The sequence below is a fragment of the Sulfurimonas sp. HSL-3221 genome (genome assembly GCF_021044585.1).
Taxonomy (GTDB): Bacteria; Campylobacterota; Campylobacteria; order Campylobacterales; family Sulfurimonadaceae; genus Thiomicrolovo; species Thiomicrolovo sulfuroxydans.
In genome coordinates this window covers 244,693-259,443 of sequence record NZ_CP087998.1, presented here as the reverse complement: position 1 = coordinate 259,443, position 14,751 = coordinate 244,693, and the positions used below count along the sequence as shown (strand labels likewise).

Sequence of the window (14,751 nt, the reverse complement as noted above, 5' to 3'; positions counted from 1 at the left end):
ACTGTCCTGAGCGCTGGTGTAATTATACCGCATCACGCCCCGGAATGCAACTCTCAGCTTCCGGTTTTGCACCAATGGGATTTGAGGTTGAGCAGCAGCAGCCAGAGCACCGCCACGTCGATCATCACGTCGGCAAAATTGAAGACGGCAAAATCGAAGCCGCAGTGCCAGTAGACGTAATCCACCACTCCCGGGTGCACAAAACGGTCATAGACGTTGGAGAGGCCCGCACCCACCAAGATACCGACCGGGAGCATGTAGCAGGTTTTTTTCAGCCGCATAACGTACACAAGTACCCCCGCGATCAGCAGCAGTTGCAGCCACTTGAGCCATGATTCCAGGAAAGCGAACATCGAGAAAGCGACCCCTTTGTTATAGACGAGGGTCAGATCGATACAGTCGCTGTAGAAACGGTAGCCGCCCAGGAAAAGCGCCTTGATGTTCTGGTCGATGATGAAGATCCCGGCCAGGGCCAGGAAGAGTGCGAGCACGCCCCTAGTCATTGAGGGCATGCCTGAAGAAGCCGCTGAGGCGCTCCATCTCCGCGGTCATCGCTTCGCGGTCCCGCCCTTCGAGCAGGAGGCGCAGTTTGTTCTCCGTCCCGCTGTAGCGGATAAGATGGCGCATGCCGGCGGCCTCGATCCCCTGCAGCACGTCGGCAAGCCCGTCGATGGCGTCCAGCGGTTTTTTCGTTTTGACATTGAGGTTGACGAGCATTTGCGGATAGAGTTCGAACGGGTGCAGCGCGGCGGATGCCTTCGTATTGTTCATCAGCACCATCGCCAGCACCTGCAGTGCTGTCACCAGGCCGTCTCCGGTCTTGGCGAAATCGTGCATGATGACGTGCCCGCTCTGCTCGCCGCCGAAGTTGATGCCGTGTTCGCGCATCGCCTCCAGCACGTACTTGTCCCCGACGCCGCAGCGGTGGAGTGTGAGCCCGGCGGCGGCCATCGCGTCTTCAAGGGCCTGGTTGCTCATCACCGTCGCCACGATCCCGTCGCCCTTGAGCAGGCCGTACTTGTGCATGAAAAGCCCCAGCGCACCGAGCAGCTGATCCCCGTCGACCACCTCGCCCTTTTCATCCACCACGACCAGCCGGTCCGCATCGCCGTCGAGGGCGAAACCGATGTCGGCACGGTACTGCTTCACCGCTTTTTGGACGTCTTTGGGGTGCAGCGCGCCGCACCCCTCGTTGATATTAAAACCGTCAGGAGCGTTGTGCAGTACGATCACTTCCGCCCCCAGCTCTTCAAGGACCGTCGGACCGACCTTGTAGCCCGCGCCGTTGGCGGTATCGAGGACGATGCGCATCCCCTGCAGACTGAGCACATCGGGAAATGAGTTCTTGAGCTGGACGATATAGCGGCCGATGACGTCGTCGATCCGCTTCGCCGAACCGATGGCGCGCCCCGTCACCTGCGCCTTGGCGATCTGTGCGTCATCCCGGTAAATCGCTTCGATCTGCGCTTCGACCTCTTCGGAGAATTTGTTGCCGTGGGCGTCGAAGAGCTTGATACCGTTATCTTCAAAGGAGTTGTGGCTCGCCGAGATCATAATGCCCGCATCGCAGCGCATGTTCTCGGTCAGGAAGGCAATGGCCGGCGTCGGCATCGGGCCGATCTGTACGACGTCATACCCCACCGCCGTCAAGCCGCTGACAATGGCGTTTTCGATCATATAGCCGCTGCGCCGCGTATCTTTGCCCAGCAGAATCTTCTTCGTTTTTGAGCTCTTTTTGAAGTAGATCCCCGCTGCCATTGCCGTACGCATCGCCAGCTCCGCCGTTAAAAATGTTCCCGCTTCACCACGTACGCCGTCGGTCCCGAATAATTTCATTTCTACCCTTCTCATCGCCCTGAAAGCGGGGGATACACTAAAGTTTAACTTAAATTTAATTATTTTTAAGGTAGTATTCTACCCTAAATTTTTTTCCAGAAGGATAAAGGCTATGGCAAACCATAAGTCATCAATGAAACGTATCCGTCAGACTGAAAAACGTACGGAACGTAACAGATTTTACCGCACGCGCCTGAAAAACATCGTCAAAGCTGTCCGCGCAGCCATCGATGAAGGCAACAAAGAAGCAGCATCTGCCGCTATGACTGTCGCTAACCAGCAGATCCACAAGTTCGTCAGCAAAGGGATCCTGAAAAAAGAGACAGCTTCCCGCAAAGTCAGCCGCCTCCAGAAGGCCGTAAACGGCCTTTAATTAGTACGCCAACGGAGCAAAGCCCCGTTGACTACGCTAACGCTAAGTTCGCCTTGGCGGCGAGCCTGCGCGCAGTTAAACCGCGCTTTCCCTCCCCAACTATCTTTTCAAAATAGTATCATTATTCGCTATTGCAAATGGGAGTAGACATGCTTTCTGACAAACTGACCCCTTTTATCGACCGTTACAACGAGCTCAGCGAACTGCTCAGCAGTCCCGACATCGCCAACGACGTCAAACGGATGACCGCGCTCTCCAAAGAGCAATCCTCTCTGCAGGACATCGTCGATACGGCCAAGGCCTACAAACAGCTGCTCGTGGACATCGAAGAGAACAAGTCCCTCGTGTACGACGACGAACTGGGAGAACTGGCCAAAGAGGAGCTCAAAACCCTCGAACCGCAGGTCCCCGTGATGGAGGAGGAGATCAAGGTCCTCCTACTGCCGACGGACCCCAACGACGAGCGCAACATCATTCTGGAGATGCGCGCGGGCACCGGCGGGGACGAAGCCGCAATCTTTGTCGGCGACCTCTTTACCGCCTATACCCGCTACGCGGAAGTCAAAGGATGGAAGATCGAACTGATCAGCTCCAGCCCCTCCGACATGGGCGGCTACAAAGAGATCACGGCCCTGATCAAGGGCGACAAAGTCTACAGCCGTCTGAAATTCGAAGGGGGGACCCACCGTGTGCAGCGGGTCCCGGCGACGGAGTCCCAGGGACGCGTCCACACCTCGGCGATCACCGTGGCCGTCATGCCCGAAGCGGACGACGTCGACGTCAAAATCGACCCGAACGATCTCAAGATCGACGTCATGCGTTCCAGCGGCTGCGGCGGGCAGTCCGTCAATACGACCGACTCCGCGGTGCGCATCACCCACCTGCCTACCGGCATCGTCGTCACCAACCAGGACCAGAAATCGCAGCACAAGAATAAAGAGAAAGCAATGAAGGTCCTGCAGGCGCGCCTCTTCGAGATCGAGCAGCAGAAAGCCCAGGAGGCGGAGGGTGCCGCGCGCAAGGAGCAGGTCGGGACCGGCGACCGCAGCGGCCGCATCCGTACCTACAACTACCCGCAGAACCGCATCTCCGACCACCGCATCAACCTGACGCTCTACCGCCTCAACGAGATCATGACCGGCGGCCTCTTCGACGAGATTATCGATCCCCTCATCGCCGACGCCCAGGCAAAAAGCATGGAGGCCGCAGGCCTCTAAGCGGCATCGCTGCCCGTGCTATCCTCCGAGAGGACTTCCTCCGGAGCGACTGTTAAGTGCTAAGTGCTAAGTGCTAAGTGCTAAGTGAAGGATGTCGGGTTCCGCTTCTTCTGTACAAGTCCGAAACGGTAATTAGCGGGTCGGGCGGATCACCAAGGAATGGAATATCCCGAAAGCGGCAGCCTTTCGCATTTTCTTCTTTCGGGTTCGGTTTCTTCTTTGTGCGAGCAAAGAAGAAAGGGAACAAAAAAACTATTTAACGTCTAAAACCGTCTCAAACGTTTTCTCTACGAGCCCTTTGAAGGTAATCGTCCCCTCTTCCAGCCCGAGATAGAGCGTCTCTCCACTTTTGGGGTAGACATTCGCTTTGTCGCCGACAAGTTCTTCACGGTTGGCGCGGTAGAAACAGGCCGCCATCCCCGTCCCGCAGGCGAGCGTCTCGTCCTCGACTCCGCGTTCATAGGTCCGCACCCGGATGGAGCCGTCACTGTCGACGCTGGCAATGTTGACGTTGGCGTTGTGCTCGAAGCGCAGGGCACGCGCCTCTTCGGGGTCGAAGTTATCCATGTCGGCATCAAAGGTGACAAGGTGGGGCACGCCCGTATCGAGCAGCCACCACTTTTTCCCGCCCGCAACGATGTCATCACGCAGGATCTTCGGCGGGGTCAGATCGCTCTGTACCATCTCCCCCTCCACTTCCGCACCGATGACGCCCGCTTCCGTCAGGAAGGTCATGTTCGCCGGTGCCAGGCCGTTGCTGTAGGCGTAGTGCGCGCAGGCACGGCTGCCGTTGCCGCACATCTCCGCCGTCGAGCCGTCGCTGTTGTAGAACTGCCACTCGAAATCGTACTCGACATGCGGCACAAGGACGATCAGGCCGTCAGCCCCGACACCGCTTTGGCGATCACAGAGGGTGCGTGCCAGTTCGGAGCGGTCTCTTGCGATAAAGCTGTGAAAGAGGACAAAGTCGTTACCGCTCGCGCTGTATTTGGCGATCATCATCGTTTATGCCTTTTGAGTAATATCAGTAATGGAAGTGTAGTGGGTATTGGTTGAAAGGTTATTTAGGCTTTATATTTGGCTTTGATCATCTCAACAAAGGCCTCGCACTCAGCCTGAAGTTGTTTGAGGTTGCCGCTGTTGTCGATGACCCAGGTCGCGCGCTTCTTCTTCTCCTCGATGTCCATCTGGGACTCGATGCGGCGCAGCGCCTCGGCCTCGTCGAAGCCGTTGCGTTTCATAAACCGCTGCAGCTGCGTCGCTTTGGGAGTGTAAACGACAACGGAGTCCGCGATGGGATAGGCCTGCGTCTCGAAGTAGAGCGGGATGTCGATCAAGTAGGGGAATTTGAAAGCGTCCTGGCGTTCGCTCTCCTCCTCGATCGCCTGACGGATCTTGGGGTGCAGGTAAGCTTCGAGCGTCGCTTTGGCCGTGGGGTCGGAGAAGATCACCTTCCCCAGTTCGCTGCGCAGGACCTTGCCGTTTTCGACATAGTGTGCGCCGAAGGTCTCGGCGACCCATCCGCTGTGCTCGTCCAGCAGCCTGTGCGCGATCGCATCGGCGTCGATGACCCGCAGGCCGTGCAGGGCCAGCAGGGAGGCGACGGTACTTTTGCCCGTCGCGATCCCCCCGGTCAGTGCGATCGCGTATTCAAACGCCATCACAGCCCCCTGGGAAGGCGTGGGCGCTCCAAGAGCACTTCTTCCAGGGCGCCCGCTGCTGATGTAGCTTTGCGGAATTTCACAGGGCGTAAGCCCGAGGACAACGCGGACACAGCGTCAGCGTAGTCGGAGGGGCTTTGCTCCTTCGGCGTACTCATAATGGAAGCCATTTAGTTGCGGATGATCCCGAGGTAGGTTTTACGGATGTAGTTCGGCATCGCGAACGCGGCCGGGTGGATATCGGTGTTGTAATACTCCAGCCCGTCGAGCATGTCCGCACGGTGGAGGTTGATGTCCGCCGTCGGGTGGTTGCCCTTGCTGGCCAGCAGGAGGGTCTCCTCATTGGCTAGGCGGTAAGGCATGATCACCTTGAAATAGTTGCCCAGCACACCGAGCAGCACCGTATTGGCCTGGACTTCCTCGAGCGAAGCGTGGCGCATGGAAACGACCCCCTCTTCGCTGAGAACGCGGCTGATGTGCCCGGCCACCGCCGCATCGACATCCGCTTCGCAGAGAACGACGTCGACACTGCCGTCGGCGACTTCGCGCAGCGCGTCAAGGCTGGCCGGGGCATGGACGACAACGACGCCCTCATGGCGCGCCACTTCCGTCTGAAGGCGTTCGGGCGCATTGCTGATCACCAGAACATTCTGGGGCGCCTTGTGGGTACACATCGGGACGTGTACCATCATTTCAGGGTAGACAAACTCTCTCATTTTCTCAATTCCTTGGGGGCTTTGGGCACCTCTGAATTACCCTACGTGAGCTCAGCAGTGCAGAAAATGTCATAGTCAAGGCGCTACTTTGGAGGCCTAGCCAAAGCTAGGGCGAAAAGTGGCAACGCCGAATATGGCTTTTTCTGCACTGCCCTTCGGGAGGGCATCTGAAGCACGATCTTTTCTCCGTTTCCCACTTGACTTAGCCAAAGCTAAGCCCGCGCAGCAAACAAAAAAAATCTCATGCTTCACATGTCCTCTGAGATTCACGTAGGGTAATTCAGAGGTGCCCTTGGGCCGAAAGTGGCGCGATTTTAGCATCTTACATTTAAACCGGAATGAAGAAAATCCCAACTTCTCACCGGCCAAGCTTTGGACGCGCCGAACATGTAGGCGAAGCATAACGCATCTGCGCTGAAAGCCCCTGCCAAACCCTATCCTAACCCCACCTTCGCTATACTTCCATTAATAATCATCTGGAGCGATCTATGAGTCAAATCAGCTACAAAGACGCCGGTGTCGATATCGACGCCGGGAACAGTTTCGTCGAGAACATCAAGCCCCTGGTCAAGTCGACCCGCATCCCCGGTGTCCTGGGCGGGATCGGCTCTTTCGCCGGCGCCTTCGAGATGCCGGCAGGCTACAAAGAACCCGTGCTCCTCGCCGCGACCGACGGGGTCGGCACCAAGCTGAAACTGGCCATCGACTCCGGCAAACACGACACGGTCGGCATCGACCTCGTCGCCATGTGCGTCAACGACCTCATCTGTAACTTCGGCACCCCGACCTTCTTCCTCGACTACTATGCCACGGGCAAACTCGAGGTCGATGTCGCGACCGCCGTCGTCAGCGGAATCGCCGAAGGATGCCGCCAGGCCGAATGCGCCCTGATCGGCGGTGAAACAGCGGAGATGCCGGGCATGTACTCCAAAGATGACTACGACCTCGCCGGCTTCGCCGTCGGCGTCGCGGAGAAGAGCGAGCTCGATACTCCCGCCAACGTCCGCGCGGGCGACAAGCTGATCGCCCTGCCGAGCTCCGGCCTCCACTCCAACGGCTTCTCCCTGGCGCGCAAGGTTCTGTTTGAGAAGATGGGGATGAAATTCGACGACGACTTCAACGGCACGCCGCTCATCGACGCCCTGCTCGCGCCGACGCGCATCTACGTCAAGACCTTCAAGCAGCTCAAACCGAAGATCCAGGCGATGGCGCACATCACCGGCGGCGGCCTTGTCGAGAACCTGCCACGCGTGCTCCCCGAAGGGCTGCGCGCCGTTATCAAAGGCGACGACGTCCGCGTCCTGCCGATCTTTGAACTGATGAGCGAACACGTTGCCCGCGACGAGATGTTCCGCGCCTTCAATATGGGTGTCGGCATGGTCCTCGTCGTCCGTCCCGACGATGTCAACGCCGTCCTCGACGCGACCGACGGCTACCTGATCGGCGAGATCGAACCGGGCGACAAAGAGGCCCGGATCGTCTAAACCGTTTCAGACAACTTCTCTTGAAAAGCAGAGCACCCCGCCCGGGGGCCTTGTATCCTCTCCCGCCACACCTCTAGCAGACCTGCATCGACACATAACGATATTGCCTTTCGGCGAAGCCTATGAAAACCAACACCATGCCTCGGCATACATCTGTTTTGGATACGTGAAGCCGATCGGATGTTTCGAAACATATGGATAAGAAAACGGAACCCGCCCGGGGTTCAGCAGTTCGGGCGGCCGTTAAAGGGAGGAAACGGAACGAATCCGTTAAAGCGCGCGGCGCCGAGCACCGCACGGAAAGGTTGAGCGGAAGGTTATTCCGCCGCCTCGTATTTGTCGTAGCGCGGGAAGATGAAGGTTGATTCGCGGTCGACGGCGATCTTCTCTTTGTCGTCAATGGCATAGGCATGGATCTTGATCGGCAGTACCGTATCCTTACGCTCATCTTTGACCAGCTCCTCCGTCGTATAGAGGCGGACGATTTTCTTCTTCTTCACGCCCGGATGGACGGTGAAGGGTTTGGTCGGCTTGAGAATTTTGATCTTGCCTTCCATCCCCTTCGGTGCCTCGATGTCGAAATAGAACTTATGGTCTTTATCCTGCGTATTCTGCAGAAGGAAGATGTAATCGTTCTCGACCAGCGTTTTGCCTTCCGGCGTCTTCTCGATCGCATAGAGGCGGTTCTCTTTGTTGATGTTAAGCAGCATATGCTCCTTCTTGCTTCCCATCATACCGAGAACGACCATGATGATGACCAGGACGACGGCATAACCGATAATCTTCGGACGCAGGTAGTGCGTTTTGCCTTTCTGGAACAGCACCTCTTTTTCGCTCGACCAGCGGACCAGCGACGGACGTCCGAGCGCACCCATAACTTCCGTACAGGCGTCGACACACTCGAGGCAGTTGATACACTCGAGCTGCAGCCCCTGGCGGATATCGATGTGGGTCGGACAGACGGTCACACAGCTTTCACAGGTCGTACACTCCGCATTCGGCTCGACCGCCTGCAGATCCTTCTGTTTGGTGTACTGCTTGTGCTTCGCTTCGTCGTAGATCTCGCCACCGCGGTGCGGATCGTAGATCGCCATCACCGTATCTTCGTCGTACAGGACCGACTGGATACGGGAGTAGGGACAGACGTAGACACACCAATTCTCTTTGAACCAGACGACGTCGACCACGAGGAAGAGCGTCGTGATCAGCAGGATCCCGACGAGGATCAGGTGGTCACCCGCGTTCATCAGGTACGGGAAAAAATCCTCCGGCGGGACGAAGAACCACAGGAAGTTCGCCGTTGCCAGCAGGGAGAGCGCCGTCCAGAGCGCAATGGCGACAACACGCTTGGCCTTGTTCTCCGGCTTGCTCCAGTCAGGCTCTTTCTGCTTGTTCTTGATCCGCTTGCGCAGTTTCAGGATCTTCGTTTCGATCAGGTCGCGGTAGATGACGCGGAAGATCGTCTGCGGACAGACCCAGCCGCAGAAAACACGGCCGCCCAGTACCGTCATCCCGAAGACCCCGATAAAGAGGATCATCAGAATGAACGGCATAAGGTACATCTCCTGCATGTCGAACTGGACAAACGCCAGGTGCAGTTTGAGCTTGTCAAAGCTCAACAGGAAAATATGGTTGCCGTTGATCGTAATCCACGGCAGTACCAGCGACACGATGGTCATCCCCACGAAAAACCAGTAGCGTTTTACGCGGTAGGAAACCCACCCTTTTAAATACTCTTTTTTACTGACCTTGGCCGGTCCGGCCTGGCCTGAGACTTCTGCCTGACTCACTGTCTACTCCTTTTCATTGACTTGCGGACATTCGATCGTTTCGATAATGCTGGCTTCGGCATTGTCCACGTTTTCCAAAAAACTGCTTCCCATCGCCACCTCTTTGAGCTCCCGCGACTCGATGTAGTCTTTCAGGGAACTCCGGCTCACATCCAATACTCTAGCGATCTCGCTGACACTCTGTCCCTCCCGAAGCGAACCGATGATCACCTCGAGATAAGGGTCGAACTTCGAAGAGGAACGGCTCCCTTTCGGGCGGCCGATCACCTTCTTCTCCACCGACTGTATCGTCTGCCGCAACTGGTCAACCAACCCCATCGCGACGATAATATCACTTTGCGCATTCAAGACGATTGAAGGTTTGATCAAGTGGGTTTCGATGCCGTTTTTCAGCAGACAGCTAAACATCTGCACGACATCCTCGATATTGCTGCTGAGCACCCACAGGTCGTAGATCAGCAGCGTACCGCCCATGTGTTCGGGCTGGCGCATATAACGCACAGCCTCGTCACGTTCACTGAGGCGGCTGTTCTGCGACAGCTGATCAACCATCTCGTCTTCGATCACCAGATCATGTTTCTTGGCATAGGCACTGATCACTTTCAGCTGTTCGTATACACCGTGAAAGTGGCTGTCGGCACGGATATAACTGAATATCATTGACGTATAAACCTTTCGCATTCTCCAGTTTCAACGTCATTCTACCCTTTTTGGCGAAGTAATGTCAATGTTTTATCAGTTTTTTTCGTCACATTTTTATCTCATTTTCTCCGAAAAGTTCAAAAGCGCTATAATGGCTGCAATCCAAGACCCCCCAAGGCAGTGCGACAGGAGCCGACGTGAACAGCCTCTTTATCGAATTCCGCGACCCGCTATTCGGCATCATCGTCTTCGTCGCCCTGATCTTCATCATCGCGTTCGTGAGCTACTGGTGGGGACGGCTGCGCAGCAAGGAGGACCACCGCTACCTCGAACGCTTCCTCCGCTCGTTTACCAAGCCCCCCTCCCAGACCGAACTCCACCGCGAGATTGGCAGCAGCGCCGTCTCGCAGAAGTCATGGCTGCTCGTCGCCCAGACCTATGTGCAAAACGGCGATTTCGAACAGGCCGTCGCGATCTACCGCAGCCTTCTGGAGATGCAGCACGAGCCCCACCGTCGCCGCGAACTGCTGCTGCTGCTCGCCCAGACCTATTTTAAAGCCGGCTTCCTGGAGCGGTGCGAGACGATCCTGCTCAAGATCCTCGGCCGTTTTCCCCGCACGCCGCAGGCGCTGAAGCTGCTGCTTTTCACCTACGAACGGCTCCGGAGTTTTGACAAGGCCCTGCAGGTGCTCGAACCCCTCGACGAACTCGGCAACGACATCGCCGGCGACCGCCGCTACCTCGAAACCGTCAGCCTGCTGCAGGACGCCCGAACCGATACGGCGGCGAAATGCCGGCGGCTCGCCGAAGAGTACCGCGAACACCACACCCTCACCTACCTCACCTTCGAATACCTTTTCCGCCACGACCCGGCAGTGGCCTGGGCGGCCCTGGAGCTCTCCGCCAGCCGCATCATCGCGGACATCCTGTGGTATTTACCCGAGGAGCACCTGAATTTGGATATAATTTCAGGTGATGGCTATTTGCGGCAGCTGTATAGCGCCAGAGGAAGCGTGAATCTTGCTCAGAACAGTTCCGAATTCGAACTGGATGTTTTGATCAAACTTCGCCAAAGCGGCCAAAGCGGGGCAACCCTGCAGTTTGAATACCTGTGCGGCCACTGCAAGCAGATCTTCCCTTTCCCGTTCCACCGCTGCCCGAACTGCCATACGATCGATTCCGTCGTCACCGAACCGCTGCTGGGCAAAGCCGTAGCGGATTTCGCCCCGTCGGAACGCTCGGAAAGGGCTTACGAAGTATGAAACATATCACCCTGTTCAGTGACGGTTCCGCCCTGGGCAACCCCGGCCCCGGCGGCTACGGGACGATCCTGCGCTTCGGCGACAAAGAGCGCGAGCTCAGCGGCGGCGAACCCCATACGACCAACAACCGTATGGAACTGCGCGGCGTCATCGAAGGTCTCAAAGCCCTCAAAGAGCCCTGCGACGTGGAGATCGTCTCGGACTCCTCCTACGTCGTCAAGGGGATCAACGAGTGGCTTCAGAACTGGATCAAACGCGATTTCGCCAAGGTGAAGAACCCCGATCTCTGGCGTGACTACATCGTCGCCAGCGCCCCCCACCGTATCAAAGCGACCTGGGTCCGGGGCCATGACGGCCACCCGGAAAACGAACGCTGCGACACCCTGGCCCGGGGCGTCGCCGAAAAGATGAAAAGAGGATAAGCATGGACCAGATGGCGCGTATTGAGCAGACGCTCGGCTACACCTTCGAAAACAAACAGCTGCTGCGCGAAGCCCTGACGCATAAAAGTTTCAAACAGCCCTACAATAACGAACGCCTCGAATTCCTGGGCGACGCCGTCCTCGACCTCATCGTCGGCGAGTACCTCTTTGAGCACTTCCCCAAGCACGACGAGGGCAAACTCTCCAAGATGCGGGCCTCCCTTGTCAACGAAGAGGGTTTCGCGCGCCTGGCCAACCATATCAAGCTGGGCCAGGCCATCTTCCTCTCCAACGCCGAAGAAAACAACGGCGGACGCACCAAACCCTCTCTGCTCTCCAACGCCTTCGAAGCCGTGATCGGCGCCATCTACCTCGAAGCGGGACTCGCCCCGGTCAAAACGATCGCGACCACCCTGCTGGAGAGCGTCTATAAAGAGATCTCCCTCGACACCCTCTTCAAAGACCACAAGACGGCGCTGCAGGAGCTGACCCAGGCGCACTTCGGCATCACCCCCGAGTACCGCCTCGTGGGCAGCAGCGGCCCTGACCACAAGAAAGAGTTCACCATCGCCATCGTGATCGACGGCAAGGAGTACGCCAAAGCCACCGGCAAGAGCAAAAAAACCGCCCAGCAGGAGGCGGCCCAGCAAACCATCGCCCGACTCAAAGAGGAGCTTTCATGAACCGTTTCGGCATCCGCTTCAGTTTCACCACCTTCGGCGAATCCCACGGCAAGGCGATCGGCTGCGTCGTCGACGGCGTTCCCGCCGGCCTCACGATCGACGAGGCCTACATTCAGCGCGAGCTCGACCGCCGCAAGCCGGGACAGAACGCCTACGCCACGGCCCGCAAAGAGGACGACGCGGTCGAGATCCTCAGCGGGGTATTCGAAGGCAAAAGCACCGGCACCCCGATTGCGATGGTCATCTACAACACCAACCAGAAATCCAAAGACTACTCCAATATCAAAGATATCTTCCGCCCCGGCCACGCCGACTACACCTACTGGCACAAGTTCGGCATCCGCGACTACCGCGGGGGCGGGCGTTCCAGTGCCCGCGAAACGGCGGCCCGCGTCGCGGCGGGGGCCATTGCCAAACTGATGCTGCGCGAGGTCGGCATCACCGTCAAAAGCGGCATCAGCGAGATCGCGGGGATCGCCGCAAGCAGCTTCGACTTCGACCACGTCGTCACCAGCGAGATCTACGCCCTCGATCCCAGCGTGGAGCAGGCGCAAAAAGACGCGATCCTGCTCGCCAAAAACGACCATGACTCCGTCGGCGGGGTCGCACAGGTCCATATCGAGAACCTTCCGGTGGGCCTCGGCGAACCGCTCTACTACAAGCTCGACGCCGTCCTCGCCGACGCGATGATGGGCATCAACGCCGTCAAGGCCGTCGAGATCGGCGACGGCCTTCTGGGGACGCGCCTGCACGGGTCAGAGAACAACGACCCAATACGCAACAGCGGCTTCGAATCCAACCACAGCGGCGGCATCCTCGGCGGGATCAGCAACGGGGACGCGGTTCGCCTCAGCGTCTACTTCAAACCGACCCCCTCCATTTTCCGAGAGCAGCACACGACCACCACCGAGGGCGAAGAGGTCGATTTCGCGCTCAAGGGACGCCACGACCCCTGCGTCGCCATCCGCGGTTCCGTCGTCTGCGAAGCGATGGCCGCCCTTGTCGTCGCCGATATGCTCCTGCTCAATATGGGGCGCACCATAGAGGGAGTCACACGCTATTACCACGTGTAAAGCGTGCTGCCCAAACTTCATCCACCGCATCCTTTCGCATTAAGCTTTCCGGGGTTATAATCAATGTAACTCATATAACCGAAGGATGCTCTTTCCATGAGTCCCACACAAAAATGCTATCTCCTCGACACCTCAGTCATTCTCGATGATCCGGCCAACATCCTGCGCATTTCCGAGAACAACAAAAATATTGTCGCCATCACCAACACGGTGCTTGCCGAGCTCAATAACAAAAAAGACGACATGCGCTCGGACGCCGGCTTCCGGGCCCGGGAGTTCTTCCGGCTCGCCGATTACGAGGTGGGGCAGACCCTGACCTTCGACGCCCTGCCCGAACCGCTGCGCCGTTCGCGCGAGACGGCGCCCAACAACAGCGACTGCTACTACCGTCTCACCCTCCCCTTCGCCCCGGACCTCAACCCCGAGGCGGAGGGCGACACGAACGTCGAGCTGCTGATCATCTACCGCGAAGAGTACCGCATTGCCAAATCCTACTCCGAACCGAAGGGCTTCAACGACGCCAAGATCGCCGAGATCGCCGCGGACTACCATCTCAAACTCGTCACCAACGACATCTCCTTCAAGATTGCGGCCGAAGTCCAGGGAATCGAGGCGCAGAGCCTGAAAAATGCCAGCGTCGAACGCCCCGACGCCATCGAGTTCGCCCACACCGTCACCTACCACGAGGAACCCGTCCTCGACCCGCAGAACGACTTCCGCAATTTTGAACAGTTCAGCTTTATCCAGGAGGCCACCAGCGAAGGGCACAACGAGATATATGAAACCGGGCTGCAGCGCTATGCGCTCACCTACAACGGCCACCTGGAGTGGTGCGACTTCGACAAGCGCTTCGGGGAGTATTTCGACGAGACCCTGATCCGCCCCATCAACCTGGAGCAGAAGTTCTACTACACCATTCTCACCCATCCCCAGAACCACCTGACCGTCGTCGCCGGCTCCACCGGTTCGGGCAAAACCCTGATGGCCCTGCAGGCGGGACTGGAGATGGTCAAAGAGGGGATCGTCGAGGGGATCGTCTACGCGCGCAATACCGTCACCGCTTCCGATCCGCAGGCGGAACTGGGCTTCCGCAAAGGGGACGAACACGAGAAGCTCGGCTACTTCATGTACCCGCTCTACTCCGCCATCAACTACACCATCGAGCACCAGAACAAACACTCCATCGAATCACAGGTGGAGTTCACCGGCAATACGAACTCCACCAAGCGCGAAAACGCGACGGAGCTTTTCATGGCCAAGTACAACATCGAGGTAATGGATATCGCCCACATGCGCGGGACGACGATCTCGCGCAAATTCGTCATCATCGACGAGGCGCAGAATATGACGAACGCGACGATGAAGCTGATCGGGACCCGGATGGGCGACGAGACGCGCCTCGTCGTCATGGGCGACCCGCACCAGATCGACCACCCCTTCCTCTCCAAGCGCCGCAACGCCCTTGTAACGATGCTCAACAAGGCACAGCACAGCGATTTCCTCGCCGGGATCCAGCTGCGCCACACCATCCGCTCCGAAGTCGCCAACTGGTTCGACAAGAACCTGTAAAGGCAGACTTCTCCAGGAGCACC

At 57.8% G+C, this 14,751-nt stretch carries 15 protein-coding genes; 8 read left to right on the top strand and 7 right to left on the bottom strand.

Annotated features, from left to right (window positions below):
- Nucleotides 1-53 precede the first annotated feature (53 nt).
- Both lspA and glmM read right to left on the bottom strand, forming a co-directional pair.
- Nucleotides 54-512, bottom strand: a complete 459-nt coding sequence (gene lspA, locus LOH54_RS01300; RefSeq protein ID WP_416768689.1) for a signal peptidase II — start codon at nucleotides 510-512, stop codon at nucleotides 54-56.
- On the bottom strand, nucleotides 496-1,836 hold the full coding sequence (glmM, locus tag LOH54_RS01295; RefSeq protein WP_231019850.1) for a phosphoglucosamine mutase: 1,341 nt from the start codon (nucleotides 1,834-1,836) through the stop codon (nucleotides 496-498). The genes lspA and glmM overlap by 17 nt, the downstream gene beginning before the upstream one ends.
- A 112-nt stretch (nucleotides 1,837-1,948) precedes the next feature.
- On the opposite strand from glmM, the gene rpsT reads away from it, so the two are divergent.
- A complete protein-coding gene (rpsT, locus tag LOH54_RS01290; RefSeq protein ID WP_231019849.1) occupies nucleotides 1,949-2,209 on the top strand; it encodes a 30S ribosomal protein S20 in 261 nt (86 codons plus the stop codon).
- A 149-nt stretch (nucleotides 2,210-2,358) separates the two neighbouring features.
- On the top strand, nucleotides 2,359-3,426 hold the full coding sequence (prfA, locus tag LOH54_RS01285) for a peptide chain release factor 1 (RefSeq protein ID WP_231019847.1): 1,068 nt from the start codon (nucleotides 2,359-2,361) through the stop codon (nucleotides 3,424-3,426).
- Between the two features lie 252 nt (nucleotides 3,427-3,678).
- Here prfA and dapF read toward each other — a convergent pair whose 3' ends face one another.
- From dapF to LOH54_RS01270, 3 genes are all read right to left on the bottom strand, one after another.
- Complete coding sequence (dapF, locus tag LOH54_RS01280; RefSeq protein ID WP_231019845.1) at nucleotides 3,679-4,428, bottom strand: diaminopimelate epimerase; 750 nt, start codon at nucleotides 4,426-4,428, stop codon at nucleotides 3,679-3,681.
- Nucleotides 4,429-4,490: 62 nt separating this feature from the next.
- Nucleotides 4,491-5,087: a dephospho-CoA kinase gene (gene coaE / locus LOH54_RS01275; protein ID WP_231019843.1), complete on the bottom strand. Its 597-nt coding sequence runs from the start codon at nucleotides 5,085-5,087 to the stop codon at nucleotides 4,491-4,493.
- A gap of 170 nt (nucleotides 5,088-5,257) precedes the next feature.
- Complete coding sequence (locus LOH54_RS01270; RefSeq protein ID WP_231019842.1) at nucleotides 5,258-5,803, bottom strand: spermine/spermidine synthase domain-containing protein; 546 nt, start codon at nucleotides 5,801-5,803, stop codon at nucleotides 5,258-5,260.
- A gap of 488 nt (nucleotides 5,804-6,291) precedes the next feature.
- Between LOH54_RS01270 and purM the strand changes: the two genes are divergently transcribed.
- Nucleotides 6,292-7,287 (top strand): phosphoribosylformylglycinamidine cyclo-ligase, encoded by a 996-nt coding sequence (gene purM, locus LOH54_RS01265; protein ID WP_231019840.1) that lies wholly within the window; start codon nucleotides 6,292-6,294, stop codon nucleotides 7,285-7,287.
- Between the two features lie 317 nt (nucleotides 7,288-7,604).
- Here the strand turns inward: purM and ccoG are convergent, their stop codons facing one another.
- Together ccoG and LOH54_RS01255 are read right to left on the bottom strand one after the other, a co-directional pair.
- Nucleotides 7,605-9,077, bottom strand: coding sequence for a cytochrome c oxidase accessory protein CcoG (ccoG, locus tag LOH54_RS01260; protein ID WP_255707385.1), 1,473 nt, complete (start codon nucleotides 9,075-9,077; stop codon nucleotides 7,605-7,607).
- Nucleotides 9,078-9,080: 3 nt separating this feature from the next.
- The gene (locus LOH54_RS01255; protein WP_231019838.1) at nucleotides 9,081-9,737 is read right to left on the bottom strand and encodes a hypothetical protein; all 657 of its coding nucleotides are present in this window, start codon (nucleotides 9,735-9,737) and stop codon (nucleotides 9,081-9,083) included.
- 179 nt (nucleotides 9,738-9,916) lie between these two features.
- Between LOH54_RS01255 and LOH54_RS01250 the strand changes: the two genes are divergently transcribed.
- The 5 genes from LOH54_RS01250 to LOH54_RS01230 all read left to right on the top strand — a co-directional run bounded on the left by LOH54_RS01250 (nucleotide 9,917) and on the right by LOH54_RS01230 (nucleotide 14,728).
- The gene (locus tag LOH54_RS01250) at nucleotides 9,917-10,981 is read left to right on the top strand and encodes a tetratricopeptide repeat protein (RefSeq protein ID WP_231019836.1); all 1,065 of its coding nucleotides are present in this window, start codon (nucleotides 9,917-9,919) and stop codon (nucleotides 10,979-10,981) included.
- The gene (gene rnhA / locus LOH54_RS01245; protein WP_231019834.1) at nucleotides 10,978-11,403 is read left to right on the top strand and encodes a ribonuclease HI; all 426 of its coding nucleotides are present in this window, start codon (nucleotides 10,978-10,980) and stop codon (nucleotides 11,401-11,403) included. The genes LOH54_RS01250 and rnhA overlap by 4 nt, the downstream gene beginning before the upstream one ends.
- 2 nt (nucleotides 11,404-11,405) lie before the next feature.
- Nucleotides 11,406-12,086 (top strand): ribonuclease III, encoded by a 681-nt coding sequence (gene rnc / locus LOH54_RS01240; RefSeq protein WP_231019833.1) that lies wholly within the window; start codon nucleotides 11,406-11,408, stop codon nucleotides 12,084-12,086.
- Nucleotides 12,083-13,159, top strand: a complete 1,077-nt coding sequence (gene aroC, locus LOH54_RS01235) for a chorismate synthase (protein ID WP_231019832.1) — start codon at nucleotides 12,083-12,085, stop codon at nucleotides 13,157-13,159. The genes rnc and aroC overlap by 4 nt, the downstream gene beginning before the upstream one ends.
- Before the next feature lie 96 nt (nucleotides 13,160-13,255).
- A complete protein-coding gene (locus tag LOH54_RS01230; protein WP_231019830.1) occupies nucleotides 13,256-14,728 on the top strand; it encodes a PhoH family protein in 1,473 nt (490 codons plus the stop codon).
- Nucleotides 14,729-14,751 lie beyond the last annotated feature (23 nt).